At 33.4% G+C, this 24,694-nt stretch carries 25 protein-coding genes and 1 tRNA gene; 11 read left to right on the top strand and 15 right to left on the bottom strand.

The genetic code is table 11. The features are described from left to right. Positions 1–344: 344 nt before the first annotated feature. The 5 genes from H4V97_RS06560 to msrB all read right to left on the bottom strand — a co-directional run bounded on the left by H4V97_RS06560 (position 345) and on the right by msrB (position 4,499). Positions 345–1,148, bottom strand: coding sequence for a CHAD domain-containing protein (locus H4V97_RS06560; protein WP_209549254.1), 804 nt, complete (start codon positions 1,146–1,148; stop codon positions 345–347). A gap of 117 nt (positions 1,149–1,265) precedes the next feature. Further along, positions 1,266–1,478 (bottom strand): SHOCT domain-containing protein, encoded by a 213-nt coding sequence (locus H4V97_RS06555; RefSeq protein WP_209549253.1) that lies wholly within the window; start codon positions 1,476–1,478, stop codon positions 1,266–1,268. 316 nt (positions 1,479–1,794) lie between these two features. After that, positions 1,795–3,114 carry an amidohydrolase gene (locus tag H4V97_RS06550; RefSeq protein WP_209549252.1) on the bottom strand — a complete coding sequence of 440 codons (1,320 nt, stop codon included), beginning with the start codon at positions 3,112–3,114 and terminating at the stop codon, positions 1,795–1,797. Between the two features lie 196 nt (positions 3,115–3,310). Then, entirely contained in the window at positions 3,311–3,937 is a 627-nt protein-coding gene (gene msrA, locus H4V97_RS06545) for a peptide-methionine (S)-S-oxide reductase MsrA (protein WP_209549251.1), read from the bottom strand. 1 nt (position 3,938) lies between these two features. Continuing rightward, positions 3,939–4,499 (bottom strand): peptide-methionine (R)-S-oxide reductase MsrB, encoded by a 561-nt coding sequence (gene msrB, locus H4V97_RS06540; protein WP_209549250.1) that lies wholly within the window; start codon positions 4,497–4,499, stop codon positions 3,939–3,941. Positions 4,500–4,615: 116 nt separating this feature from the next. On the opposite strand from msrB, the gene H4V97_RS06535 reads away from it, so the two are divergent. Continuing rightward, complete coding sequence (locus tag H4V97_RS06535) at positions 4,616–5,836, top strand: IS4 family transposase (RefSeq protein ID WP_196851623.1); 1,221 nt, start codon at positions 4,616–4,618, stop codon at positions 5,834–5,836. Positions 5,837–6,122: 286 nt separating this feature from the next. Here H4V97_RS06535 and H4V97_RS06530 read toward each other — a convergent pair whose 3' ends face one another. Then, on the bottom strand, positions 6,123–6,584 hold the full coding sequence (locus H4V97_RS06530; RefSeq protein ID WP_209549249.1) for a GNAT family N-acetyltransferase: 462 nt from the start codon (positions 6,582–6,584) through the stop codon (positions 6,123–6,125). A gap of 168 nt (positions 6,585–6,752) precedes the next feature. On the opposite strand from H4V97_RS06530, the gene idi reads away from it, so the two are divergent. From idi to H4V97_RS06495, 7 genes are all read left to right on the top strand, one after another. Continuing rightward, the gene (idi, locus tag H4V97_RS06525; RefSeq protein ID WP_209549248.1) at positions 6,753–7,280 is read left to right on the top strand and encodes an isopentenyl-diphosphate Delta-isomerase; all 528 of its coding nucleotides are present in this window, start codon (positions 6,753–6,755) and stop codon (positions 7,278–7,280) included. A gap of 108 nt (positions 7,281–7,388) precedes the next feature. Further along, entirely contained in the window at positions 7,389–7,808 is a 420-nt protein-coding gene (locus H4V97_RS06520; RefSeq protein WP_196849286.1) for a 6-pyruvoyl trahydropterin synthase family protein, read from the top strand. Next, positions 7,799–8,257 carry a peroxiredoxin gene (locus H4V97_RS06515; RefSeq protein WP_209549247.1) on the top strand — a complete coding sequence of 153 codons (459 nt, stop codon included), beginning with the start codon at positions 7,799–7,801 and terminating at the stop codon, positions 8,255–8,257. Before H4V97_RS06520 ends, H4V97_RS06515 begins: the two co-directional genes overlap by 10 nt. A gap of 59 nt (positions 8,258–8,316) precedes the next feature. Next, positions 8,317–9,285 (top strand): type I phosphomannose isomerase catalytic subunit, encoded by a 969-nt coding sequence (locus H4V97_RS06510; RefSeq protein WP_209549246.1) that lies wholly within the window; start codon positions 8,317–8,319, stop codon positions 9,283–9,285. A 68-nt stretch (positions 9,286–9,353) separates the two neighbouring features. Further along, a complete protein-coding gene (locus tag H4V97_RS06505) occupies positions 9,354–9,620 on the top strand; it encodes a hypothetical protein (protein WP_196849283.1) in 267 nt (88 codons plus the stop codon). Between the two features lie 78 nt (positions 9,621–9,698). Next, a tRNA-Thr gene (locus H4V97_RS06500) sits at positions 9,699–9,772 on the top strand. Between the two features lie 128 nt (positions 9,773–9,900). Continuing rightward, the gene (locus H4V97_RS06495) at positions 9,901–10,365 is read left to right on the top strand and encodes a hypothetical protein (RefSeq protein WP_209549245.1); all 465 of its coding nucleotides are present in this window, start codon (positions 9,901–9,903) and stop codon (positions 10,363–10,365) included. Between the two features lie 141 nt (positions 10,366–10,506). Here H4V97_RS06495 and H4V97_RS06490 read toward each other — a convergent pair whose 3' ends face one another. From H4V97_RS06490 to H4V97_RS06455, 8 genes are all read right to left on the bottom strand, one after another. Then, positions 10,507–11,217 carry a DUF4369 domain-containing protein gene (locus tag H4V97_RS06490; protein WP_209549244.1) on the bottom strand — a complete coding sequence of 237 codons (711 nt, stop codon included), beginning with the start codon at positions 11,215–11,217 and terminating at the stop codon, positions 10,507–10,509. Between the two features lie 123 nt (positions 11,218–11,340). Next, entirely contained in the window at positions 11,341–13,203 is a 1,863-nt protein-coding gene (locus H4V97_RS06485; RefSeq protein WP_209549243.1) for a peptidase M61, read from the bottom strand. A 49-nt stretch (positions 13,204–13,252) separates the two neighbouring features. Continuing rightward, the gene (locus tag H4V97_RS06480) at positions 13,253–14,200 is read right to left on the bottom strand and encodes an alpha/beta hydrolase family protein (RefSeq protein WP_209549242.1); all 948 of its coding nucleotides are present in this window, start codon (positions 14,198–14,200) and stop codon (positions 13,253–13,255) included. 403 nt (positions 14,201–14,603) lie between these two features. Beyond that, a complete protein-coding gene (locus tag H4V97_RS06475) occupies positions 14,604–14,882 on the bottom strand; it encodes a DUF2805 domain-containing protein (RefSeq protein ID WP_066081282.1) in 279 nt (92 codons plus the stop codon). Between the two features lie 111 nt (positions 14,883–14,993). Continuing rightward, a complete protein-coding gene (locus H4V97_RS06470; RefSeq protein WP_209550281.1) occupies positions 14,994–15,830 on the bottom strand; it encodes a sterol desaturase family protein in 837 nt (278 codons plus the stop codon). A gap of 307 nt (positions 15,831–16,137) precedes the next feature. Then, positions 16,138–16,746, bottom strand: a complete 609-nt coding sequence (locus tag H4V97_RS06465) for an alpha-ketoglutarate-dependent dioxygenase AlkB family protein (protein WP_245345202.1) — start codon at positions 16,744–16,746, stop codon at positions 16,138–16,140. A gap of 4 nt (positions 16,747–16,750) precedes the next feature. Continuing rightward, complete coding sequence (locus H4V97_RS06460) at positions 16,751–17,104, bottom strand: DoxX family protein (RefSeq protein ID WP_209549241.1); 354 nt, start codon at positions 17,102–17,104, stop codon at positions 16,751–16,753. Positions 17,105–17,456: 352 nt separating this feature from the next. Next, positions 17,457–18,353, bottom strand: a complete 897-nt coding sequence (locus H4V97_RS06455; RefSeq protein ID WP_209549240.1) for an EamA family transporter — start codon at positions 18,351–18,353, stop codon at positions 17,457–17,459. Positions 18,354–18,487: 134 nt separating this feature from the next. Here H4V97_RS06455 and H4V97_RS06450 point away from each other — a divergent pair, with 134 nt between their 5' ends. Next, positions 18,488–20,605: a TonB-dependent receptor domain-containing protein gene (locus tag H4V97_RS06450; RefSeq protein ID WP_209549239.1), complete on the top strand. Its 2,118-nt coding sequence runs from the start codon at positions 18,488–18,490 to the stop codon at positions 20,603–20,605. A 71-nt stretch (positions 20,606–20,676) separates the two neighbouring features. Here the strand turns inward: H4V97_RS06450 and H4V97_RS06445 are convergent, their stop codons facing one another. After that, positions 20,677–21,069, bottom strand: coding sequence for a DUF2721 domain-containing protein (locus H4V97_RS06445; protein ID WP_196850089.1), 393 nt, complete (start codon positions 21,067–21,069; stop codon positions 20,677–20,679). Positions 21,070–21,222: 153 nt separating this feature from the next. Here H4V97_RS06445 and H4V97_RS06440 point away from each other — a divergent pair, with 153 nt between their 5' ends. Beyond that, positions 21,223–23,397: a TonB-dependent receptor family protein gene (locus H4V97_RS06440; protein WP_209549238.1), complete on the top strand. Its 2,175-nt coding sequence runs from the start codon at positions 21,223–21,225 to the stop codon at positions 23,395–23,397. A gap of 14 nt (positions 23,398–23,411) precedes the next feature. Beyond that, positions 23,412–24,527, top strand: a complete 1,116-nt coding sequence (locus H4V97_RS06435; RefSeq protein WP_209549237.1) for a cytochrome-c peroxidase — start codon at positions 23,412–23,414, stop codon at positions 24,525–24,527. The last annotated feature ends 167 nt before the right edge of the window (positions 24,528–24,694 follow it).

Here is a 24,694-nt window from a genome sequence, read left to right as displayed (position 1 = left end):
TGAAAATATATTTATTTCTTAAAATGGTAATTAATTCGATCTCCTCGAACAGTAGTGTCCCAGTTTTTTCGACTTGCAAAGTTGCGAAATTCAAACCCAAATGACATGTATTATTTTAATAAATCCAAGGTCTTAAAAAAATGATTTAAATACAAGTGCAAAAACCCTATAATTTCTATTTATTTTTTCACAAAAAGTAGTTCATTAAAATCGGGTTTTTAGGGTGTGTTTCAAAATATTATAGTGCTATTGTAAAATAAAAAAAGAGGAGATAAAATGCTTTACTGGACGCTTCACTAACATCTTGCCATTCGATTGCAAGTATATTTTATGATTGTTGCATTTTATTTAGTCTTTAGGTTTTTGAAAAAATCTGGATAAGGTAAAGCTGTATTTATTTTCGTGAATAGCAATTCGCTTTTAGAAGTAAATACTAGTATAATATTGTCAAGTTTATTAATCTCTTTGGAACTTATTACATCAGAAGCAATGGTTTTTTTCAAGTGTTCGGTAATAACCGTGTAATCGTGCCATTCTCCTAATAATTCAGGTAGAATATTGTTTTTTCGAATCAACTTAATTTGTTTATCTGAGTTTAGGCTTTGTTGATTATATAGATACGCTTTTAACCGCTTCCGTAATTTATGTATTTTTTTAATTTCTAAATTGTTTTGGCTGAGCAATTTCTCAATTTTAGTTCTCTTTTTATACCTGTAATTATTTAGCTTTTTTTTATTTATCTTGGAGAGAAAGGGAAGAATTTTGCGATATTTATTGTTTAGTTTTTTTGTGAACGCCTTATTTAAAATCGAAAAAAAATGGGTCTGTTCTTTTATCTGATTTTTCTTCAAGTGAGTGCTGTACTCGACGGGTAAATGGGTAGTAGAATGCTCTTTTATTAGGGATTCTTCAATTTGGAGTTCTCTTACTTTCCCACCCTGTTTAAAAATTAATTTAAAGGGTTTGAAGATTTTATTTCGTTTGAATTTTTTTGTACAATAATCCAGTAAATCAAATAAAGCTTTCAGCCTTTTAATTTCAACCCTTAATTTATGAAAAGTATCGGGCGAATAAGATTGCTGTTTTTGCTCCAAAAGAAAATTAATAACACTCGTTCTTTTTTTAAAATATTTTTTTAGTGTTTTCATTTTTTGGAAAATAGATTTTAATTATTTTATTTTCAAAAGGGAAAAATGAAGATTCTGTTATCACGTTGCAGAAATTATTAGATTTTCAGAGTATGCTATTAATTGATTAAATATAGATTAATTTCCTTCTAAAAATTTCTTCTTTTCCTCAAAGTCTTCTTTGGTAATTTCTCCCTGTGCAAATCTTTTTTTTAGGATATCCAATGGTGTTTCAGTTTTTGTTCGTTGACCAGGAAGGTTATATGGAGTGGCAAATATCCAGATTAAGATGATAATCCAAAAAATCCACCAAAAGAAATGCATTCCCCAAAAGTGATGTCCATAGTGCATGATGAAATATTTTATAAATTACATATAAAGATATGAAATTCAGTGTTGTATGTATATTTTTGGAGATATTATCTGTGTTTTAAAGGAATAAAAAAACGGTTTCGAAACAAAAAAACGCTTTAATTTTTTTGTTTCGGAACCGTTTCTGAACAATTTTTGATTTTTAATCATTCGTTAAAAAAGATTATGCTTTTGGTACTGGAGGCGGACCATCACGCAACATGGCTTTCCATACTTCTTTATTCAGGATTGTTATTAATTGTAGTTTCTTTACTAGATTGTAATTTTTTAGAAAAGCATGGGTTAAGAATCAATTTTATTTAGTTGATCTGTCTTTTGATTGCATTTCCATATAGTCTACAGTAAGATTTGAAAGTACTTTCATTCCCAAAACAAAACCACTTTCGTCAATATAAAAATCAGGGGTATGATGCGGAGCAGTTTCAGAGATTGGTTTGCCTTTTGGAGCGCCTCCTAAAAAGAAGTACAGACCCGGTATCTTTTCCTGATAATAGGAGAAGTCTTCGGCACCAGTTACGGCAGGTGTAATATAGACATTATCTTTACCTGCTGTTGCTTCTAATGTTGGAACCATTTTCTCTGTCAATAATGGATCATTGTAGGTAATAAGCGTTTGGTTAGTTATATTTATATCGGCAGAGGCTCCTGCACTTTCAGCAATTGAATTCACTACTTGTTTTAATCTGGAATGCATCATATCCTGCACTTTTGGATCTAGAGAGCGAATTGTTCCTGTCATCGTAAGTTCTTCTGGAATAACATTACTTCTTACTCCGGCATTGATTTGTCCAACACTAATAACAGCCGCAGATTCGGTTATGTTTACATTTCGGCTGACAATAGTTTGGATTCCCATTACGATTTGAGCCGCAGTGGTAATGGGGTCGATACCCAGCCATGGGTAGGCTCCATGTGTTTGCTTACCTTTTATTTTTATTGTAAACCAATCTGAAGCTGCCATCGTTCCTTTGGTGCGGTATTTTATTTTTCCCACTTCTGTTTGGGCATTGATATGCAATCCAAAAATAACGTCCACTTTAGGATTCTCTAAAACGCCTTCTTTGACCATTAGTTTTGCACCGCCTTCTTCACCTTCAGGTGGACCTTCTTCGGCTGGTTGAAAAATAAATTTAACGGTTCCTTTTAATTCGCTTTTCATGGAAGCCAAAATTTCGGCAGTTCCCATTAAGATAGCAATATGAGTGTCATGTCCGCAAGCATGCATAACCGGTACTGTTTTTCCATTGTATTCGCCTTCAGCTTTAGAAGCAAAAGGAATATTTACTCGTTCTTTTACTGGCAAAGCATCAATGTCTGCTCTCAGGGCGACAACGGGACCTGGTTTTCCTCCTTTTAGAATACCAACAACACCTGTTTTGGCTACTCCAGTTTGCACCTCAATGCCAAGAGAACGAAGATGAGCGGCAATTTTCTCGGCAGTTTTAAATTCTCTATTGCCTAATTCAGGATTCTGGTGAAAGTCACGTCGCCATGAAATAACTTTTGATTCTAAGGACTCGGCTTTTTGACCAATCTTACTTTTTAGTGCTGTATTTTGTGCAGAAGCCAAGCAAACAAAAGAAAATAGCGTTGCAGTGAATATTGTTTTTTTCATGGTTGGTGAATAAATAGTAAAATTAAATGTTTAAATATTGTTGTTTTGACAAATTGTTTCAGGAAAACATATACATTTTGTTAAAAACAAATATATCAATTAATAGTTTGCAGTTGAGGTAAATGGATAAACTAAACTTCAATTTAAAAAAGAATATAAAAAAAACCGAAAATTTCTTTTCGGTTTCTGTCTCATTCTATTTTTTCTTTTTCAATCGGTCTTTAAAAAGCTTTTCGAATTTTTCCATTTTGGGTTGAATGACCATTTGACAATACGGCTGACTTTTATTGTTAGCATAGTAATTTTGATGGTAGTCTTCTGCTTTGTAAAACGTGGTCAACGGCTCTAGTGCCGTTACTATAGGATTTTCATATATTTTTCCTTTTTTCAGCGCATTCATGATTGCTTGTGCCGCTATTTTTTGTTCTTCATTTTTGTAGAAAATGGCAGAACGGTATTGCGTCCCTACATCAGCACCTTGACGATTTAATGTCGTAGGATCGTGAACGCTAAAGAAAACTTTGAAAATTTCATCTAAAGTGGTAATGTTTCTATCATAGGTGATTTGCACCGCTTCGGCATATCCCGTCCTTCCAGAGGAAACATCTTCATAAGATGGATTAACCATTTTTCCTCCTGCAAACCCAGAAACCGCCGATTTTACTCCATTTAGATTTTCATAAACCGCTTCCACACACCAGTAACAGCCTCCTGCCAAAGTTATGGTTTCAAAATTAGATTGTTTTGCCGCTTTGCCGGTTGTAGTGTTTTGTCCAAACATACTTAGTGATGTGAATAGACAAATTAAAAATAGATTTTTCATATTATTTCGTATCAGGTATAAAGTCTAGAGCGATAGAATTCATGCAATATCTTTTTCCGGTTGGAGCGGGTCCGTCATCAAAAAGATGTCCTAAATGACCACCACATCTACCACAAAGGGATTCAGTTCTTTCCATTCCGAGTGAATTGTCGGTTTTGTAAACGACACTGTTTTTGTTGTCTTGTTCAAAAAAACTTGGCCAACCACAACTGCTTGAAAATTTAGCGCCAGAGCGAAATAGTTTATTTCCACAGGCTGCACAATAATAGGTTCCTTTTTCATCGGTGTTCCAATATTTCCCTGTGAAAGGTCTTTCGGTATCCGCATGACGTGTTACTTCATATACATCTTCGGGTAATACTTTTTTCCATTCTGCATCCGTAAGATTGAGTTTTGTAGCGTCCGTATTGGAATAAAAGGGATTTCCCGGCTTTTTAATTGGACTTTCCATACTAGTAGATTTTTTTGTGTTATTTTGTTTATTTGTTGTTTGCGCAGAGACATTGAACATAAATAGTTGAAGCAAAAATAGTATTCTTAAAAAATGGTTTTTTGTTTTCATAATGAGGTAATATTTATTTTTTTAATACTGTAAATCATTGTTGTCCGATAAAAAAGAAGCCAAATTAATGGCTTCTTAAAATAATCGTAATTTAGAGTTGCAAAATTCAAATAACGATGGGTAAAAATAAGTATTTTTCGAGTAAATCTGTTTTCGGACAGCTGATTTCTTTAATAGATGATTCGATGATTAGCAAAGCAGTTAAAAAGTATGATTCAGATAGGTATGTCAAACATTTCAAATGCAAGGATCATTTGTTTAGTATGGTTTTTTGCTGTTTAGAAAAGTGTAATTCATTGCGTGAGGTTTCTGGGGGAATGGTAGGTTTATCAGGTAAAGAGGAAACAGTTCGAATTAATCATCTTCCCAAAAAGAGTACTTTGGCAGACGCAAACAAGGGTAGAAAAGTAGAATTTTTTCAAGAAATTTATAACAATCTGCTCGAGAAACATAGCTTTGTTTTATCGGACAGTCGAATTGAGATAGCCTTAGGGAAAAAGATTAAAATTGTTGACAGCACCACAATAAGCCTGTTTAAAGACATCTTAAAGTGTGTTGGAAGAAAGTCTGCTGACGGAAAAAGCAAGGGCGGAATCAAGTCGCATACTGTGATAAATGCCGATGAAAAAGTTCCCAATTTAGTTTGGTTTACACCTGCAACAACTCACGACCATCAGTTTTTAGAAAAGCTAAAATGCGATGAACATACTGTTTATATATTCGATAAAGGATACATTGATTATAAGGCTTTTGCACATTTTTCCGAACAAAATACAGGTTTTGTAACTCGAATAAAAGACAATGCAAAGTACGAAGTAACCCAAAAGAATGACATTCCAGGGAACATTCACAGCGGTGTTTTATCAGACGAAATTATTGAGGTTGGAGTAAATAATGAAAGTGGTAAAACCAAATTGAAATTAAGAAAAATAAAATACTATGACAGAGAACACAAAAGAAGCTTTGAGTTTATTAGTAATTTGTTTGAATTTAGAGCAGACACAATAGCGGCACTTTATAAAATAAGGTGGCAAATAGAATTGTTATTCAAACAAATCAAGCAAAATTTCCCGCTAAAATATTTCTTAGGAGACAATGAAAATGCTATTAAAATTCAAATTTATTGCGTCTTAATAGTAAATCTCTTATTAGGAGTTATAAAGAAAAGTCTAAAGAGACAATGGTCTTTTTCAAATTTAGTAAGTTTTTGTAGAATTCATTTATTCAACTATATTCATCTAACTAAATTTTTAGAAAGTCCCGAAAAACAATGGAAACTCGACGGGGACGACGATGTTCAATTAGGTTTGTTTGATGATTATTTGGCTACGGGATAAAATTCGATAAATGAAACTAAAAATTATATTTTTTCATTTATCAAATTCTCAAGACAGTACTCAAAAACAAGCTAAAGCAGGCTAAAACCTCGTGAAGTGCCAAAATAAATAGAAAAATAAACGTTCCGTGATTTTTTATCGGACAACAATGACTGTAAATATAAAGTGACTTTAAACTTTAAAATGTCTCTTACTTTACAAATGAACAGCGATTTAAGTAAGTTTTAACTATTGTTATTTGCGATTACAAATCACTTTTGGATTTATTATTAACAAAACTGTAGTTTTACAAACCGATACGCATGTTTACCAAGTGTTTTTTGAAGCCCACTTTTTCATAAGCCTTCATTGCCGAAGCATTTTCGTTGTAAACATCTAAGCGGAGTTCAAATATATTTTGCGAACGGCACCATTCTTTTAGTCTTTCAATGATTTTAGAATTTACACCAATTCCCCGGTAATTCAAATCAGTGTACATAAATCCCAGATAGGCGTAGGTTGCGTGATTTAAATACGGCTGTGCGCTCTCTATACGGGCGTACCCGGAACCGATAACCTCCAAATCAATTTCGGCAACCAACACTTCGATATTAGAAGCTGAAATCATTTTCCCAATATCATAGTAGTGAATTTTTTCGTCTTTTAAGGTGGGGTCGAAGGGACGTTCGGCAGTGATGATTCGCTGTTCGAAGGCAAGGAGTTTCTTTAAATCAGTACGGCGGGCTTTTCGAATGGTTATTTCGTGCATTGTATTATTTATCTTAGACTATCAAAAGTACAAAAGAATCCTCAAATGGTTTACATTGGGTTTTATATGGAAGATATCAAAACAACAGAACTTCAACAACTCGAAAGAGAACGTTAAAGCGGCTTACAATAATTATATTTTTGTATTTTTGTAAGGCTAAAAATACATATGAAAGAAGAAAACGTAATATTAGTTAACATAAACGATGAGCAAATTGGATTAATGCCAAAACTTGAAGCGCATGAAAAAGCTATTCTACATCGGGCTTTTTCGGTTTTTATTTTAAACAGTAAAAACGAAATCATGTTGCAACAAAGAGCACATCAAAAATACCATTCTCCATTATTATGGACCAATACCTGTTGTAGTCATCAGCGGGAAGGGGAATCTAATATTGAGGCTGGGACGCGAAGATTGTATGAAGAAATGGGTTATAAAACGAAACTTAAAGAACTTTTTCATTTTATATACAAGGCGCCATTTGATAACGGTTTGACGGAACACGAACTCGACCATGTTATGATAGGATATTATAACGATAGTCCGGTAATTAACGCTGAAGAAGTTGAAGACTGGAAATGGATGAAAATCGAAGATGTAAAAACAGACATGGAAATTCATCCTGAAATATATACTGTGTGGTTCAAAATAATTTTTGATGAGTTTTATCATTTCTTGGAAGACCATAAAATGTAAAATAATAATATTGCAGTTCAAAGATTTATTAACATTAAATAAAAGACTTTAAATAATGGGTTTCGCAAACTTGCGGAATCTGAAATTTGAAATCTGAAATTTGAAATTATGAGAGTAACGATTTCGCGAAAAGCCCATTTCAATGCGGCGCACAGATTATATAGGAAAGACTGGACTTTCGAGCAAAATGACGCAGTTTTTGGCAAATGCAACAATCCTAATTTTCATGGACATAATTACGAATTAATAGTAAGTGTTACTGGGCCAATTGATCCAGAAACAGGTTTTGTCATGGATGTAAAATTTCTAGCAGACATTATTAAGGAAGAGGTTGAGAATCAGTTTGACCACAAAAACTTGAATTTAGATGTTCCGGAATTTCAGGATTTAAATCCAACAGCAGAAAATATTGTGGTTGTGATTTGGAATAAAATCAGAAAAAAAATCGAATCTGGATTCGAGTTAGAAGTGGTTCTTTATGAGACACCCCGGAATTTTGTAACTTATAAAGGGGAGCAATGGAATTAAAAGTAGGTGATAAAATCCCCAATTTTAAAGCAAAAGATACTAACGGAAATGATTTTGACAGCCAAAATTTAGTTGGACAAAAACCAATAGTTATTTATTTTTACCCCAAAGATAATACTCCCATTTGTACTGCTGAAGCCTGCAGTTTTAGAGATCAATATGAAGATTTTAAAGATCTAGGTGCGGAAGTAATAGGTATTAGCAATGATAGTATAGATTCGCATCAAAAATTTGCAAAGCAATATCAACTCCCTTTTATCCTTTTGTCAGACCCTGATAAAAAGATTAGTAAACTTTTTGGAGTTTCATCGGGATTGTTTGGGATACTCCACAGAAGAGTGACATTTGTGATCGATAAAAATGGAGTTGTTCAAATGATTTTTGATAGCATGCTGGCGCAAAAGCACATTTCTAAAGCGCTGGAAACTATTAAAAGATTAGTATTATAAAGTAATAAAATTGGATTACGGCTAAGTACTGAAATCGGCAAAATTTGTAAATAAAAAACATGAATTCAAAAATATATCCTTTACAATTTGAACCCATCTTGAAAGAAAGAATTTGGGGTGGTGAAAAATTAAAAACGGTTCTTAACAAACCGATTACTTCAAAAATCACAGGTGAAAGTTGGGAATTATCTACCGTAGATGGTGATGTTAGCGTAATTGCGAATGGAGAATTGAAAGGAAAATCATTGACGGAGATTATTGATGAATCACCAAATGAAATTTTGGGCTCGGATGTTTATAAAAGGTTTGGAAAACAATTTCCGTTGCTTTTTAAATATTTAGATGCTCGGGAAGATCTATCCATACAAGTCCATCCAAATGATGAGTTGGCTAAAAAACGCCATAATTCTTTTGGAAAAACAGAGATGTGGTATGTGATGCAGGCTGAAAAGGATGCTCGAATAATAGTAGGTTTCAAAGAGAAATCAAATCCCGCCGAATATTTAGAAAATGTAAAAAATAATACCTTACTCCAAATTCTTGATGATGTAAAAGTAAAATCAGGAGATGTTTTTTTTCTGGAAGCCGGGACCGTACACGCTATTGGCGCGGGATTATTGGTGGCTGAGATTCAACAAACTTCGGATGTTACTTATCGCCTTTATGATTTTGACAGGGTAGATGCGAACGGAAACGCTAGAGAATTACATGTTGATTTAGCGTTGGAAGCAATAAACTTTAATAAAGTAGATACTTATAAAAGATATACCGAGGAAATTAATCAATCCAATTCTGTTGTGGATTGTCCTTATTTCACCACTAATTTTATTCCGTTAGATGGAAAAATTACCGTTTCTAAAACGGAAGAAACGTTTACAGTCTATATGTGTGTGGAAGGTACATTTGAAATAGAATATAATGAATATAAGTTTCATTATAAAAAAGGGGATACCGTTTTGCTTCCCGCGGCAATGAATTCGTTCATTGTCAATGGGAAAGCTTCGATTTTAGAAATTTACATTTCATAGTCGGTAATATAAAGATAATGTGTACTTTTGCAGACGCAAATTAAAAATCCAAATTAAAAAAGATAAAAATGGCAAACGTTAAAAATTTAAAAAAAGACATCAACTACGTTTTAGGAGATATTATTGAAGCAGTTTACTTGTTCGAAATTTCTACAACTGGAAAACCAACAACAGAAACTAACGCTTTAATTGACGAAGCTATCGCTGCTTTTGACGGTTTAATCACAAAAGTGAACGCTAAAAAAGTGGAAGATAAAAAAGCTCACTTCAAACAAATTAATGTTGAATTGGAACAAACTGCTAATCAATTGATTGCTAAAATCAACGAATTGTAGTCAAAAAAAAAGCAAAAAAAGTTTGAATTTGTTTTGGAAAATAGAAATTCAAGCTTATATTTGCACCCGTAATGAGTCGCCAGCGTAGCTCAGTTGGCTAGAGCAGCTGATTTGTAATCAGCAGGTCGTGGGTTCGAGTCCCTCCGCCGGCTCTTAATAAAACCACCTAACTTTTGTTAGGTGGTTTTTTGTTTTTGAATGAAATTAATAATTGTATCCTGTTTGTGATATGTCGTATTTTTTTTGTTAAATTTGGAATCTAACCTAAAATATATAAACGATGGAAGAGTATTCAGTTATTGAAAATTTCGAAATGAAACTAAGTGAGTCTGCAAAGGACTTTTTTAAGGAAACAGCAAAGTGGGCGTACTTTTTATCTATTCTTGGTTACATAGGAATTGGTTTTATTATTCTTGCCGGATTATTTGCTGGGGCACTATTTTCTGCGATGGGGAAGGTTAATCCTGCGATGGGAATGATGGGTTCTTCTTTTGGGATTGTAATGGCTTTTGTTTACTTTGCAATAGCTCTACTTTATTTCTTTCCGATATACTATTTGAATAAATTTGCATCAAATGCTAAAACAGCATTTAAAAACAGCGATTCCGAGACATTAACTACTTCTTTGGAATATTTAAAATCACACTATAAATATATTGGAATTATGATGGTAGTTGTTTTTTCGTTGTATGTTTTAATGTTTGTCGGGATGATAATTGCTGGAATTGCCGCTAGTCAAACTTAGACAGTTAAAAATTGTTTCTAATTGAATTAAGATTGAATTTGTAGATTTTTATTCAGTCCTATTTTTATATAAACCTAAAAACCATCTTGTCAATAACAAGATGGTTTTTTAATTCTATTTCTTTATCAAAAAATCGTTTAGTTATTTCTGATTTTTTATTTCGGCAACATATTTAGTCAATTTTTTTCCATAAAGTGATTGAGCTACTTTAGGAGACATTGATTTTTGTATCGTATCTAAATATTTAACATTGATGTCGTAGATGTCTGATAAAGCAATATAAGGGGCTACTTCATAGTTTCTGTTGTTTAACGCAAAATTGGTAGCAAATAAATATCGTCTTTTGATATTGGAATCCTGCTTAGCGCTGATGCTATCAATTGTTTTTGCGTTGTTGCTTTTAATAGCGTTGAATTTTTGTTCAACTAAAGTAAGACTTTCATCTTTAAAACGACTGTTTATCTTTTTATAGTCTTCATATAATTCATTGTTTTTAGATCCTGTGACTTTTGCGCCAGAAAGATAGGCATCTAAACTAGTTTCAATATTGATATTGCCCGGTTCAGCAAAAAAAAATAAATTATTGTCCAAAGAATTGCTTACGCCTCTGTCAAGAAATAAATAAAGCATCTCAGGAGATTTTAAATCGATATTACTTTCAAATGCGGAACTTCCATCAATATTAATGGTGTCAATTGCAACAAGAGTAGTATCAACAACTCTTTGAATGTAGAGCGTTCCTTTTTTTAATCCTTTTATATTTCCGGTAATATGCAAGTTAGTTTTTGATTCATTTTTGCTACAAGATGATAATAGTACAAGCGTAACAAATGCGATAATAGATTTTTTCATTGTTGTTTTTATTTTGGCGCAAAATAAAGAAAATTGTTGGAATGATTTGGTAAGTGCTTCAAATTTCACAAAAAAAAATCCCAATCTATTTCTAAATTGAGATTTTCTGATATTTTTTAAAATTTAGCCTTTAAACCAAGCTTCTTTTAATTTGCTTTTGCTCGCATCAGTTGCTTTAAGACCCGCTTTTTCTTCATAAGGAAGTTTTATTTTTCCGTTGATTACCTGTTGCTTACCATCACGTTTTATTTTTACTGAAATGGCATCATTTTCTTTCCAAGTTTGACTTGCGGAAATCATTTCATAAATATTGTCCAACGTGTATGGTTTTTCATTAATTGCCATTAAAATATCGCCTCCTTTAAGACCCAGACTTTTATAAAAGTCGTTTAGTTCTATATTAGGAATGATAAAAATTTCTTTCGTTTGTTGATTTACGGTTATGTATGGAGATTGTCCTTTCAAGAAAACATTACCGGCTATTTTTTCAGTAGAGTTTGTTACTCCAACTTTTGCAAGATACGTTGCATAAGGAATTGGAGTTGTTCCAGAAACATAAGTAGTTAAAAAAGTACCTACTTCAGGATAAGTTAATGCTGTGATCTTTGCAAAAAGTTCATCGTCGTTAAATGGTTTGGTAGGGCCATATTCGTTTGATAATTTTTGCATTAAATCAAGAATCCCTCTTTCGCCATTGCTTTTTTCTCGAATTATGATGTCCAAACACATCCCGATAAGCGCTCCTTTTTCGTATACGTTCAAGTATTGGTCTTTGTATGGTTTTGTTAATACATTAGCACTCATAGTGGTAAATGACATGGTGTCGTTCAGTGTGCTAGCTCTTTCAATTTTTTCAGCCATGCGAGTGTAAAACTCATCTTCGTTGATTAACCCTTGGTTTATTTGGAAAAGATTAGCAAAATATTCTGTTACTCCTTCATACATCCATAAATGTTGTGACATTTTAGGCGCGTTGTAATCAAAATATTGAATCTCTTTAGAATGGATTGATAAAGGGGTCACGATGTGAAAAAATTCATGTGAAACCACATCTTTCATCGATTTTACTAATTCATCTTTTGGCATAATTTCAGGTAGTACTACCGTTGTTGCCGTAGGATGTTCCAAAGCTCCAAATCCTTTGGCGTCATTTTCCTTCATCGTTGATAAATATAACAAAACACTGTATTTTTTAGTGGAATTTATTTTTCCTAAAAAATGTTTTTGTGCAGTCATCATCGTTTTCATTTCTGGAGTAATGCTTTCAGCAGTGTATTTTCCTGTAGGGGAATAAACAGCAATTTGTATGTCCATTCCATCTACATTAAAAGTAGTGTAGTCCGGTTTAGCATACATGATTGGGTTTTCAACTAATTCAGCGTAACGAGACATTACAAATGTGTCACTTGTATTGCTTGCATCTTGATCTGTCATGGACGTTGCACCCCAAAGTGTTGCCGGATGAGAAATGGTCACTTTATAAGGTGATGACATGTAATTAGTAAAATAACCCACAAAACAATGGGTGTTAAGCATTATGTTTTTACCGGCATCAATATTAGACCCTGCAGGTGAAAAAATTTCATCATCACCAAATTTTTTCCCAGTTTCGGTGTCAAAGGAGTCGTTTACCAAATAAGTAATTTTATCCAAGGTTTTTGCATTGGCAATTGACCAAGAATTAACATCTGTTTTCTTTACGGTCAAAAGATTTCCTTTGGTGTCATACGCTTTTAAATCATCAATATATCTGCCGTAGTTGTCCTCTGAATAAGTTCCTGGAACTGTTTTAGGAATTTGATACGTAATTTCATCAGTTGTAATTGACGGAGCATCCACGGTAACCATCACCTTGTCATCCTTAATGTCATTCAGATTAATGCTTACTAAAACGTCTTTTTTTGTCGAAGAGGAAACGGAAGTACCTGCTGTTTTACAGCTCCAAAGTACAGAAGCGAATGCAAATGCAAAAATTATTTTTTTCATTGTTATTTTATTTTAACGATTAGTCTTTTTTCTATCGAATTGTTACAGCTTATAACGATTTTATGAAAAGATTGATAGCTGCCACTAATTTTTCGGCTACTTGTAAATTTGGATCTGAATACGATTTCATATTCTCCGTATCGTCTCCCTTTATTTCTTTGAAAACATGATTCATGTCTTCAATAATGACAAGTTGAGCTTCAGGTTTGGCTTTTTTTAATAATTCAGCTTCTGAAACGGTTACTTGCAAATCTTTAGTTCCATTAACTAATAGCACCGGAATTTGAAGTTTTTTGATTTCGTTTTGTGGATTGTATTTTATCCAAGAAATCATATAAGGTTGAACGCTTTCTCTAAAAAGGGAAGCTAGCATTTTATTTTTTAATTCGAATGTTTTTCCGCTTTTCAAAATTTCAAGATCTGCTTGTACTTCATCTTTTAGAAAAGGAGCCTGTTTTTCTATTTGCTCTATTAAAACGGCATCAATTGTTCGTCCGGCTCCTGCCAATGAAATATAAGCATCGGCTTTGCCATTCGCAGCGACCATTCCTATCAATGAACCTTCACTGTGACCAGCTATTGTGATTTTGTTGTATTTTTTTTGATTTTTAAAGAAAGCTAAAACGTCTTTAGCATCATTTATAAAATCATCAAAAGAAAGGTCTTTTTCGTTTATAGTCCCAGCGGCCATTTGGGCAATAATCCTTTTGTCATAGCTGAAAACTGCAATATCATTTTTAGCTAAATCTTCTGCTAAATCTTTTAAAGAATTATTGGTCATTCCTTTTTGATTTCCATCTCTGTCAGTGGGACCGGAACCCGCAATTAGAATAACGAGATTTGTTTTTTTATTCGCTTTTAAGGGGGAATATAAAGTTCCTTTTATCAGAGGATTGATCGTGATTTCTTTTTTGTCAAAAGAAATAGCCTCTTTTTTTTCCTGAGAAAAACAAAGTGTAGAAAATAAAATTAAGAATGAGAATAATGTTGTTTTCATATTATTTAGTGTTTAATAAATTCAATGTTTCTATTGGGTTTTCCACCTCAACGATTAATTTCTTGAAATACTGGTCTTTTAATTCTACAATTAAAGCATTTTTTTTATTCATGACGTTCCAAAAATTTCTGCCTTTTTTATAAAATGTTCCAGCAGCTATTAAACCAGGGTTCGGTACCGGGCATTCTAAAACCTTTCCAAAAGGTAAAATCGTCTTGGTCCTGATGGACTCTTAGTATGTTTGCTTTGGGAACTATAATTTTACTTTCCATTGCCCAAATTTTGTGCAAACCTTTTATTTCAAATATGAAATTCTCCTCTTTTAATGTTACTGATACCACTATTTCCAGATTATAATTAACGATGGGATAAAAAAAACTCCTGAATTACAGGAGTTTCGTTTTTAGTCAAGTTTGTTTTTTATATAATATTTCCCATCCAAATCTTCGTCAAAATCATCTATTTTAACGGGTTTTGGTTTTGGTTTATTTGCAGTAGCTTTCTTTTTCCACATTTCAAATTTTTCTGCAGGCATCTTCTTTTTCATGATCTCCAAAATCTCTTTTTCAGCCAAACCAAATTCTTTTTTGATAATTTCAAAAGGATTTTTTTCTTCTAGAGCCATTGTAACAAGTTTTTCTGTTTGTTCCCAGTTCAATTCTTTGCGGTTACTCTTTTTCATCACGTGAAAATTAATTCAAATAAGTTGTTAATGATTAATAAATTACATTTCTAATTATCATCCAATATTAAGAAAAAATATAATTACTTCTTATCAAAATTATGCTTTTTTTTATTGTTTTTTACTCTTTTCTGTTTTGTGTTGTTTTTGAAACGGTATTTTCAATAAGTTTTTTAAATTATTATGTTCTTTAGGCATTGGATGAGTATCTATTCCATAGATTATTTCTTCTTTTGGAAGCGTCATAAAAGTACCAAAAAGACGGTCCCAAACCGAAAAGATATTTCCGTAATTGCTATCCGTATAGGGTAAAACATGATGGTGGTGAACTTTATGCATATCAGGAGAAACGATAAAATAACTCAAGAAGGTATCTAATTTTTTAGGAATAGAAATGTTAGCATGGTTAAATTGTGTTGCCACGACTGATAAGGTTTGATAGAGGAAAACCAGCCACATTGGGCTTCCTACAATAAAAACGCCCAAAGTTGTAAACGTAAAACGAATAATACTCTCTCCTGGATGATGTCTGTTGGCCGATGTAGTATCCACCCATGTGTCCGTATGATGAATTAGGTGAAAACGCCATAAGAATTTAGCTTTGTGTTCGACTAAATGCACCAAATAAGCACCAATTAAATCCAATAGGAGCAATCCGATTAAGGTATAAAGCCATAAAGGCATTTGAGGCAGCCATTGTAAAATTCCAAAATGATTTGCGATGGTCCAATCAGCGGATTTTAATAAAATAAAAGCCAAAAAGAAATTTATGATGATAGTTGTTAGCGTCAAAAAAATATTGATACTCGCATGATGCCATTTTTTGTAACCAAAATTAAAAAGTGGAAAAGCATTTTCTATCAGCCAAAAAATGGTGATACCGCTAACCAAAATTAAACTTCTATGGGAAGAAGGTATTGTGGAAAAATAAGAAACAATATCATTCATAGTCAGCAGTATTTGTTTCAAATGTAATAATTTTTTATGACTGTGCGCTAAACGAACTCGTACTAATTACTTACTTTCAACAACAATGAGAATAAGAGATTAAGAGTCAATGTTGCCAAAAAATCTTAAAGAAAATTACTGAAGGTCGCGAATGCCGCTTGATATCTTTATTACTTTATTCTAAAAAACGCAAAACCTCATTGTAAAAACAGAGCAAAGCCGGCATCTCTTAACCTCACAGTTTAAAAATTATAATGTTTTTTTTGTATTAGTAACGGACAGTCTTATTATTTTTGATTTAAAACGATTATTTGATTACACGAAATGTCAAATTTATTCTCGGTTCTACAGGTTTAGCGGTTTTGGGAATTTGATGTTTCCAAAAATGCTGTGTCGTCCCTTTCATAATCAATAAACTTCCGTGTTCTAGAACGATACTTTTTTTCTGGTCTTTGTCGGAATTGTGTTTCAATTGAAAAGTACGTTCGCCACCAAAGCTGACCGAGGCAATCACGGGATTTATTCCCAATTCCTTTTCATTATCGGCGTGCCAGACGTTGCTGTCTTTTCCGTCGCGATAGTAATTGAGTAAAACGGCAGTGAATTTTGCATTGGAAACAGTTTCAACTTGTGATTTTATCTTTTGCAAAAGCAAATTCCAAGGGTGCGGCTGCATTTTTATATTCGAGTACGAATAGGATTTCCCCTCATTTCCGTATAAAGCAGTTAGTCTGGGCTGTAAATGCTTCTTGCCATACACAGTAATTTCGTCTTGTTGCCAAGGAATGGTGCTTACTAATTCAGCATAAATCGCATCAGCCTCTTTTTTGTCAAAAAAAGTGGGATAATAAACGACCTCTGCATATGGCAGATTAAGATCGATTGGATCGGGACTATTGTCAAATAAGGATTTCAACTTTTTAGGTATAAATATAGGCCCAATAAATTAACCCTAATTGCAATGGCATGCGTAATAACAAAACCCATTTAGGCAAGCCCATACGTGCTTTTTCATCAAAATACATATACAGATGCGTTGGGAAAATAGCAATCAACAAAGCGATTACTCCCCATGCAGCGTAACTAGAAAGAACAGGGATACACAATGCGATTCCTAAAAATATTTCGGCGAGACCGCTTATGGTATTTAATAATTTTGGGTTTGGGAAGTACGGAGGAATGATTTTTAGATATAAACGCGGATTTCTAAAGTGGTTCATTCCAGCCAATATGTAAATAAAAGCCATTACATAGAGATGCCAAGGTAAATTCATAATTGAGTTATTTATTACGAATTTATAAAAATTTAACTGAAATTAATGCAATTATTACTTTCAGTGTCATTCGCTACTTCAATAAAAAACATTTCACTCTATATAATAACTGTCAAAATATTGAAACAATGAGATCTAGAGATTTAGAGATGTTGGCTTTGTTATGCTTTAGCAATGAGTTTTTTGTAAATAAATCAGTAAAGATTTCCAGCAGCATTTCCAACATGTACTGATTTTATGTAAAAAAAGTTTTGACTATAATGACTCTTAATCTCTTACTCTCCTTGTTAATGATAATAACAAAAAGTAAAGCTCGCTTTAGTGGAAAGTAATAATTACTCTTTTAATATAATCAGTTTTGTTTTTTAAAGTTGACATTCATAATGACAATTGCCAAAATGATCAAAACTATTCCAAACCATTGAATTGCATTTACTTTTTCATTCAGAAGAAAATAAGCCATCATTACCGAAACTGGAAGTTCCAATGCGGAGACAATACTTCCCAGTCCAATTCCAGTTAAAGGAAAACCGGCATTAAACAATAAAGGTGGAATTACAGTCCCAAAAAGAGCCAAAACAATTCCCCATTTCATGAAAATTCCAAAATTAAAAGGAGTAGTTTGTGTTGCAATCGCAAAACCAAATATAATTATTGCGCCACCCAATAACATATATAAACTGCGTTGCGCCGGTGAAACATGAGTTGCCACCCGATTAGCAGTAAACATTGTTGTTGTGAATGATGTTGCGGCCAGAAGCCCTAAAACGATTCCGCGCCAGTCTAACGTCACTTTGTTTTCAATGAGGTTTGTAGCAAGTGCGGTCCCAATCAAAACGATTAGTACCGATATGATTTTTTGAGTGGAAGGTATTTTTTTTTCTAAAATCATTTCGAATAAAACACCCATCCAAACCGTTTGCATCAACAAAATGATGGCAATCGAAACAGGAATGTACTTAATAGCCAAATAATAAAATATGCTGGTCATTCCTAATGAAGTTCCGGCTAACATTAATTGACCTATATTTTTCTTAGAAGCTTTAACGACTTCATTTCGTTTTTTTGCTTTTTGAAACAGATTTATAAGTAGCAAGCCAAGTAATCCATATACAAATTGAGCCGTTGTTACTTCTGGAGTGGTAAAACCTTCGCCATAAGCCATCTTTACAAAAGTAGCCAGCATTCCATAACTCGTGGCGCCCAGTCCTACTAAGAAAACTCCTTTTAATACATTATTCTTTGTCATTTTTTTCAATTTTAAAAAGCGGGCAAAGATATATGAATTTATTTAGGACAGATTTTTTTTGTACTAAAATTATTCTAAAAAACTGTAACAAATAATATCTTACAAAGTCTTACAGCAAAATCAAATAGAAAATTATGCGAAAATTAGGTCTAATAGCCATGATAACTTTTGCGGGCGTATTTGCAGCTTCTGCTCAAACTACTTCTGAAAAAGCCACCGAAAAAACGACTGAATTAAATGAGGTTACTATTATAACAACCAAAAAAGCGATTGAACAAAAAGCGGATCGCACCATTTTTAATTTTGCGGACCAACCTAATTTAAACACGGGTTCTGTTTTAGAAGGAATTAAAAAACTGCCGGGATTAATCGCCTCGGATATTGCAGGAATGATGTATCAGGGAAAACAATTGGACGTTTTTATGGATGGTAGACCCCTTAATATTTCTACTACTGAACTGAATGCTTTTTTAGAGGGAATGCCTGCAAATGCGATTGAAAAAATCGAAATTATTACACAACCGGGAGCTGAATTTCCAGCTACTTCTGGCGGTGCGATTTTAAATATTATTACCAATAAAAATGCGAAGAATTACCTGAGTGCGACCTATACTAACAGCACGAGTTTTACGAGTTATGATGATGTACGTTGGAGAATGAACAACAGCCTTTTGTTGAGTGCCAAAAATAAATATTTTGGATGGCAATTAAATGTGGGCCAAAATTACAGAGAAAGTGCGGTCTGGACTTCCCTCGAGAAACAAGAAAACGGCATGAATTCGTTACTTTCAAAAACGGATGCAGATCGTACAGGAAGAAATAATTTTATAAAATCGGCCTTAACATTTGATATTGGTAAAGACCGTTTATTGCTGAATTACGATGTAACTAAAAATAATAATGACAGCAATACATTAGGAAACGGGCCTGGTTTTAGCACTAATGATGCCTCCAAGAGTACCGGCTTGCGCCAAGATGCGGTTGTTACGTATCAGAAGAAATTTGAAAACACCGCTAAAAAGCTGGAGTTTAAATTCAATTATAATAACAATACCAATGATTTTGAATTAAGTCCGGTGGGTAATTCGGCTTCAACTTTAGTGAATTCATCCAACCAAAATTTGTATAATGCAAAGTTTGATTATTCGCAACCCATCAAGTTGTCTGATGAAGGAAAAGTAAGTTTTGGTGGATTGTATGAAGAATTACTTTTTGATGCAGCAAGCAAGGGAGTTAGTAATTTAGAGTATAAACGTAAAACCGCCGCATCTTATTTTGAGATTCAAACTAAATTTGATAAACTAAATTTTATTTTGGGTGGTCGAGCCGAAGATTACAATATCACGGGTAAAACAGACCTCGCAGTATTAAGTGCTTTCAAGCAATTTAGATTTTTTCCAAATGCAAGTGCGCAGTATAATTTTAGTCGTTCGATTAATTTCAATGTGAATTACAATAAAAAAATTACGCTGCCGAGCACCTCAGCATTGAACCCAAACAATACGAACTATCAAAATCCGAATGTAGATTATTCCGGTAATCCTAACTTACAACCTACGATTTTTGATAATTACGAAGTAAAATTAAGTGCTTTTGATTATGCGTTTGTCAGTTACAATATCAGTTCAGCAAAGAATCAAGTGATTAACAGAGTGACACTTGATAATGATTTGGTAATCAATACTAACGAGAATATACCTGAGGTGAAGATTCATAATTTTAGCGTTGGGATGCCAATTCCGTATATGTTGTTTACCAAAGGGCTGGCCGAAACCATGAAAATGAATGTGAATCCCGATACGATGAACTTTTTGTATGTGTATGCGGGTTACCAATACCACCAAATTCCAAATGTAGATACTAATGGCTTCTGGATGTTTAACTTCATGTCGCAGATTGTGTTGCCAAAAAAGATAAAATTTGTGGCCAATTACAACTATATTATCCCAAAAGGAAATTATTTTTATTTCATAGCTGTTGAACCAATTAGAAATTCATTAGACCTTACTTTTTCTAAAAAGTTCTTGAAAGACCAATTGACACTTTCTATTTATGCGGATGATGTTTTGAATACCAATAGAAATGCTTTCAATGCCTTTCAAACGCCATTGTTAATCAGTAGTAAACAAGATACGAGAAAATTTGGCTTTAGCCTGAATTATAAGATTCCAACTAAAAACAAGTTGGTTAAAGAAAATCCTAATTTATTGAATAAAGAGAAGAAGGAAGACGACGGGATTTTAAATCAGTAGCGTTTTTCAACAAACTAAAAAAGAGCTGTAAATCAATTTTACAGCTCTTTTTTTATATAGATTTTAAAACATTATTTCTGAATCAGATCACTTAAATGCAATCGTAATGCATCGACTGAAATATTAATTTCCCAAAACGATAATCCCAACGAAATAAGTAAACAAAGCAAGCTCAATCCAAAAAGATAAATTCCACCCACTTGTTGCTCTAAAAATAATAATAACATTGTAAATACCGATAAAAATAAACTCAACACACCCGCCATTTGCATATAGCGGATAAGGGTTAATCGCAGGTTCAGATTTTTTATTTCCAACAAAATCATTTTGTTTTCTTTCTCTTTGTATGTTTTTTTCAATCCTCTAACGATAGTGGCGACAGTCAAAAACCGGTTGGTGTAGGCCAATAATATTAAAGAAGTGGCGGAGAAAAGCAGGGCAGGGGTTTCGATGTGTAAAGTCATTTGTATCTATTTTTCGGTTTTTTGATGGGATAATCTCTGTGTTTTCAAAGTTCTTATTTTTTGATAAAATTTCGTTAAAATAACTCTATTTAAAATTAGTTTAAATAAGAATAGTTTTTTATTTTTGCCACCGTTTAATCAATCTAAATAAAAATGAAGAATATTTTGCTCCTTATCATGCTTCTAGTATCGTCAATTGGAATTGCACAGATAGCGCCAAAAGACAGTATAAAAAACCTTGATGAAGTGATTATAAAAGGTTATAAAACGTTAAATGGAATTGGCCATTTTTTGGACGAGAAAGATGGAATAATATACGCTGGAAAAAAAACAGAGGTAATTGTCATTGACAGTTTGGACGCTAACAAAGCGATAAACAATACCCGTCAAATATTAGGTAGAATTCCAGGATTGAACATCGTAGAAACGGAAAGCAGCGGATTTACTGCCAATGGAATTGCAACACGCGGATTAAATCCAATACAAAGTATTGAGATGAATACACGTCAAAATGGATATAATGTAAGTGCCGATACTTACGGATATAATGAAGCGTATTATTTACCTTCAATGGAATCTGTTACAAGAATAGAAATGATTCGCGGCGCTGCATCTTTACAATTTGGCTCGCAATTTGGCGGTATGGTAAATTATGTCTTGGATGATGCACCACTTAATAAACCTTTCGAATTTAAAACCGCACAAACCATAGGCAGTTTTGGCTTGTATAATTCGTTCAACTCTATTGGTGGAAACTATAAAAAGTGGAGTTACTACAGTTATATTCAATACAGAAAATTAGATGGTTACAGACCAAACAGTGAGCAATGGCAGTTATCGGGTTTTGGGAAAATGCAATACAATGCTTCTGATAAATTGAAATTTGGAGTAGAATATTCTATACTTCGAAATAAGTTAAAAATGCCGGGCGGACTTACTGACGAACAGTTTCAAAACGATCCGCAACAATCTACGCGCACAAGAAACTGGCTAAAAACCCCTTGGAATATTGTAACGGCTTTCGCCAATTATACTCCGTCTGAAAACACTAAAATTAGTTTAAAAACATCGTACCTCTTTAGCAACCGATCTTTGGTTTGGAGAAATGAAGATGGGGGTCCAGAAGCTGATGACACTATTGATCCAGCTACTAATCAATATGTACCGCGAGAAGTTGGGATAGAAAATATGAATAACGTGACCACAGAATTGCGTGTTTCTCAAGTTTATGGGTTAGGAAATCAAATGTCAACTGTTGCCGGAGGTTTAAGACACAGTTATGCTTGGTTCAAAAGATTAGGCGGTGGTGAGGGTACTACAAATTCAGATTTCGATTTGTCAATCAATGGAGATTGGGGTTATAATTTTGATTTAACCACCACTAATATTGCTCCTTTTGTTGAGAATATCTTTAGAATTAATGACAAATTTACGATCACCCCAGGGGTGCGTTTTGAGTATTTAAATACGACGGCTTTGGGATATAAAGTTGAAGAAAACGACAAGTTAAATACAGACCAAAGCAGAAATAGGTATTTCGCTTTGTTTGGTACTGGTGCCGAATATAAGCCCACAAGAAACACCTCTATTTACGCTAATATCAGTCAATCTTACCGACCTATTAGTTATGCTGAATTAGAGCCTCTTGGCATTTCTTCTTTCGTAGACCCAAATTTGAAAGACGCAAAGGGATACAATTCTGATTTTGGATATAAAGGAACCATCAAAAACTATTTAAATTTTGATGTTAGCGGATTTTTTATGGCTTATAACGACAGAATTGGTGTTGTTTTAAGAACTGATCCAACGACAAATGAAGATTATACGGTACGAACTAACATTGCCAACAGTGTGCACAAAGGAGTGGAAAGCTACATTGAGTTTAATGTTTTAAAATACTTGAATGAAGATTCAAAATATGGATTGAGTATTTTTAATTCGTATTCTTATATAGATGCGAAATATAAATCAGGGGAGTTTAATGGAAAACGTGTTGAGGCTGCTGCCAAAAACATTAACAGAGTTGGAATCATTTATAACAGCAAAAGATTGTCTTCTACTTTTCAAGTGAATTATGTTGGTGATGCTTTTGGCGATGCCTCAAATGCCGTAAAAAGTGACGATCCCATTGCTGGATATCTTCCTTCGTATACTGTATTGGATTTTAGCGGAAACTACAAGATCAATAATTTCCTAGTTAAGTTTGGCGTAAATAATATTGCTGATAAAGCCTATTTTACAAGAAGAACAGACGAATATCCTGGACCTGGAATTATTCCTGCAACTGGGAGAAGTTTTTATTTAGGATTTAGTGCCCATTTCAATTAATTAGATTAAAATTCATGAAAAATATAGTAATAACAAAAATAGGTTTTGTCCTAAGAATTATCGTTTTAATGGCAGTTTTAGTCTCATGCGAAAACGAAAGGGATTATAGTTTTATTACTCCAATTGATAAAGTTGCCTTGGGAAAAAAGCTGTTTTTTGATCAAAATCTTTCTAACCCAATTGGACAATCTTGCGCTACCTGCCATAATCCTCAAACTGGTTTTAGCGATTTGAATCATAATATTGTTTCAGAAGGCGCAGTTAATGGTCTTTTTGGAAATAGAAATTCCTCGAGTATTGCCTATTCTATGTATTCCCCTACACTGCAATATGATGCAACGGAAGATACTTATTTTGGAGGATTCTTTCTGGATGGTCGCGTACATACGTTGCAAGAGCAGGCTAAGAAGCCGTTTATGAATCCTTTAGAGATGAATATAACTAATCCTGCGATGTTGGTTAATAAATTGCAAAATGCTGCCTATTATAATTTGTACTTATCCGTTTATGGTGCTGAAACGAATACGGATAAAATAGTTAACAATATAGCCGATGCAATTGCTGCCTTTGAAAAGTCATCGGAGTTAAATCCTTTTACATCAAAATTTGATTATTATCTAAAAGGTCAAGCAACGCTGACGATGCAAGAAGCCAGAGGAATGGAACTTTTTAAAAATGAGAAAAAAGGAAACTGTGCCGCCTGCCACATTATAGATCCCGATGAAGCCAGTGGAAAAGTATTGTTTACTGATTTTACGTATGATAATATTGGGGTTCCCAAAAACCCAAATAATCCTTTTTACAATCTGCCTGTACAATTTAATCCTGATGGGAAAAATGCCATCGATTTAGGATTAGGAAAAACCGTAAATGATGCCAGTCATAACGGAAAATTCAAAGTGCCTACCTTACGGAATGTTGCGATTTCAGCGCCTTATTTTCATAATGGTTTTTATAATACGCTAGAGGAAGTTATGCATTTTTATAATAAGAGGGATGTAGAGTCTTTTCCAGCAGCTGAAATTCCGGAAACGGTCAATCACGATGAACTTGGAAATTTAGGTTTAACGGATCAAGAAGAAAAAGATATTGTCGCTTTTATGAAAACGCTAACGGACGGGAATAAATAATATTGGAGTAACAGTTTTATACCGTTTGCATATTCAATATAGTCCAATTTCAATGTACTATTTTCATATAGCAACGGCATTATGCCACACTTTTTTGGACTATTTCACATTTCAAATTGGTATTATTTATTAGGCTGAATTTTGATTATTGTCTAAAGCAAAAAAAA

The organism is Flavobacterium sp. CG_23.5 (assembly GCF_017875765.1).
Taxonomy (GTDB): domain Bacteria; phylum Bacteroidota; class Bacteroidia; order Flavobacteriales; family Flavobacteriaceae; genus Flavobacterium.
Note: the sequence above shows the minus strand (reverse complement) of the source record. Positions and strands in the feature narration are given on the sequence as shown.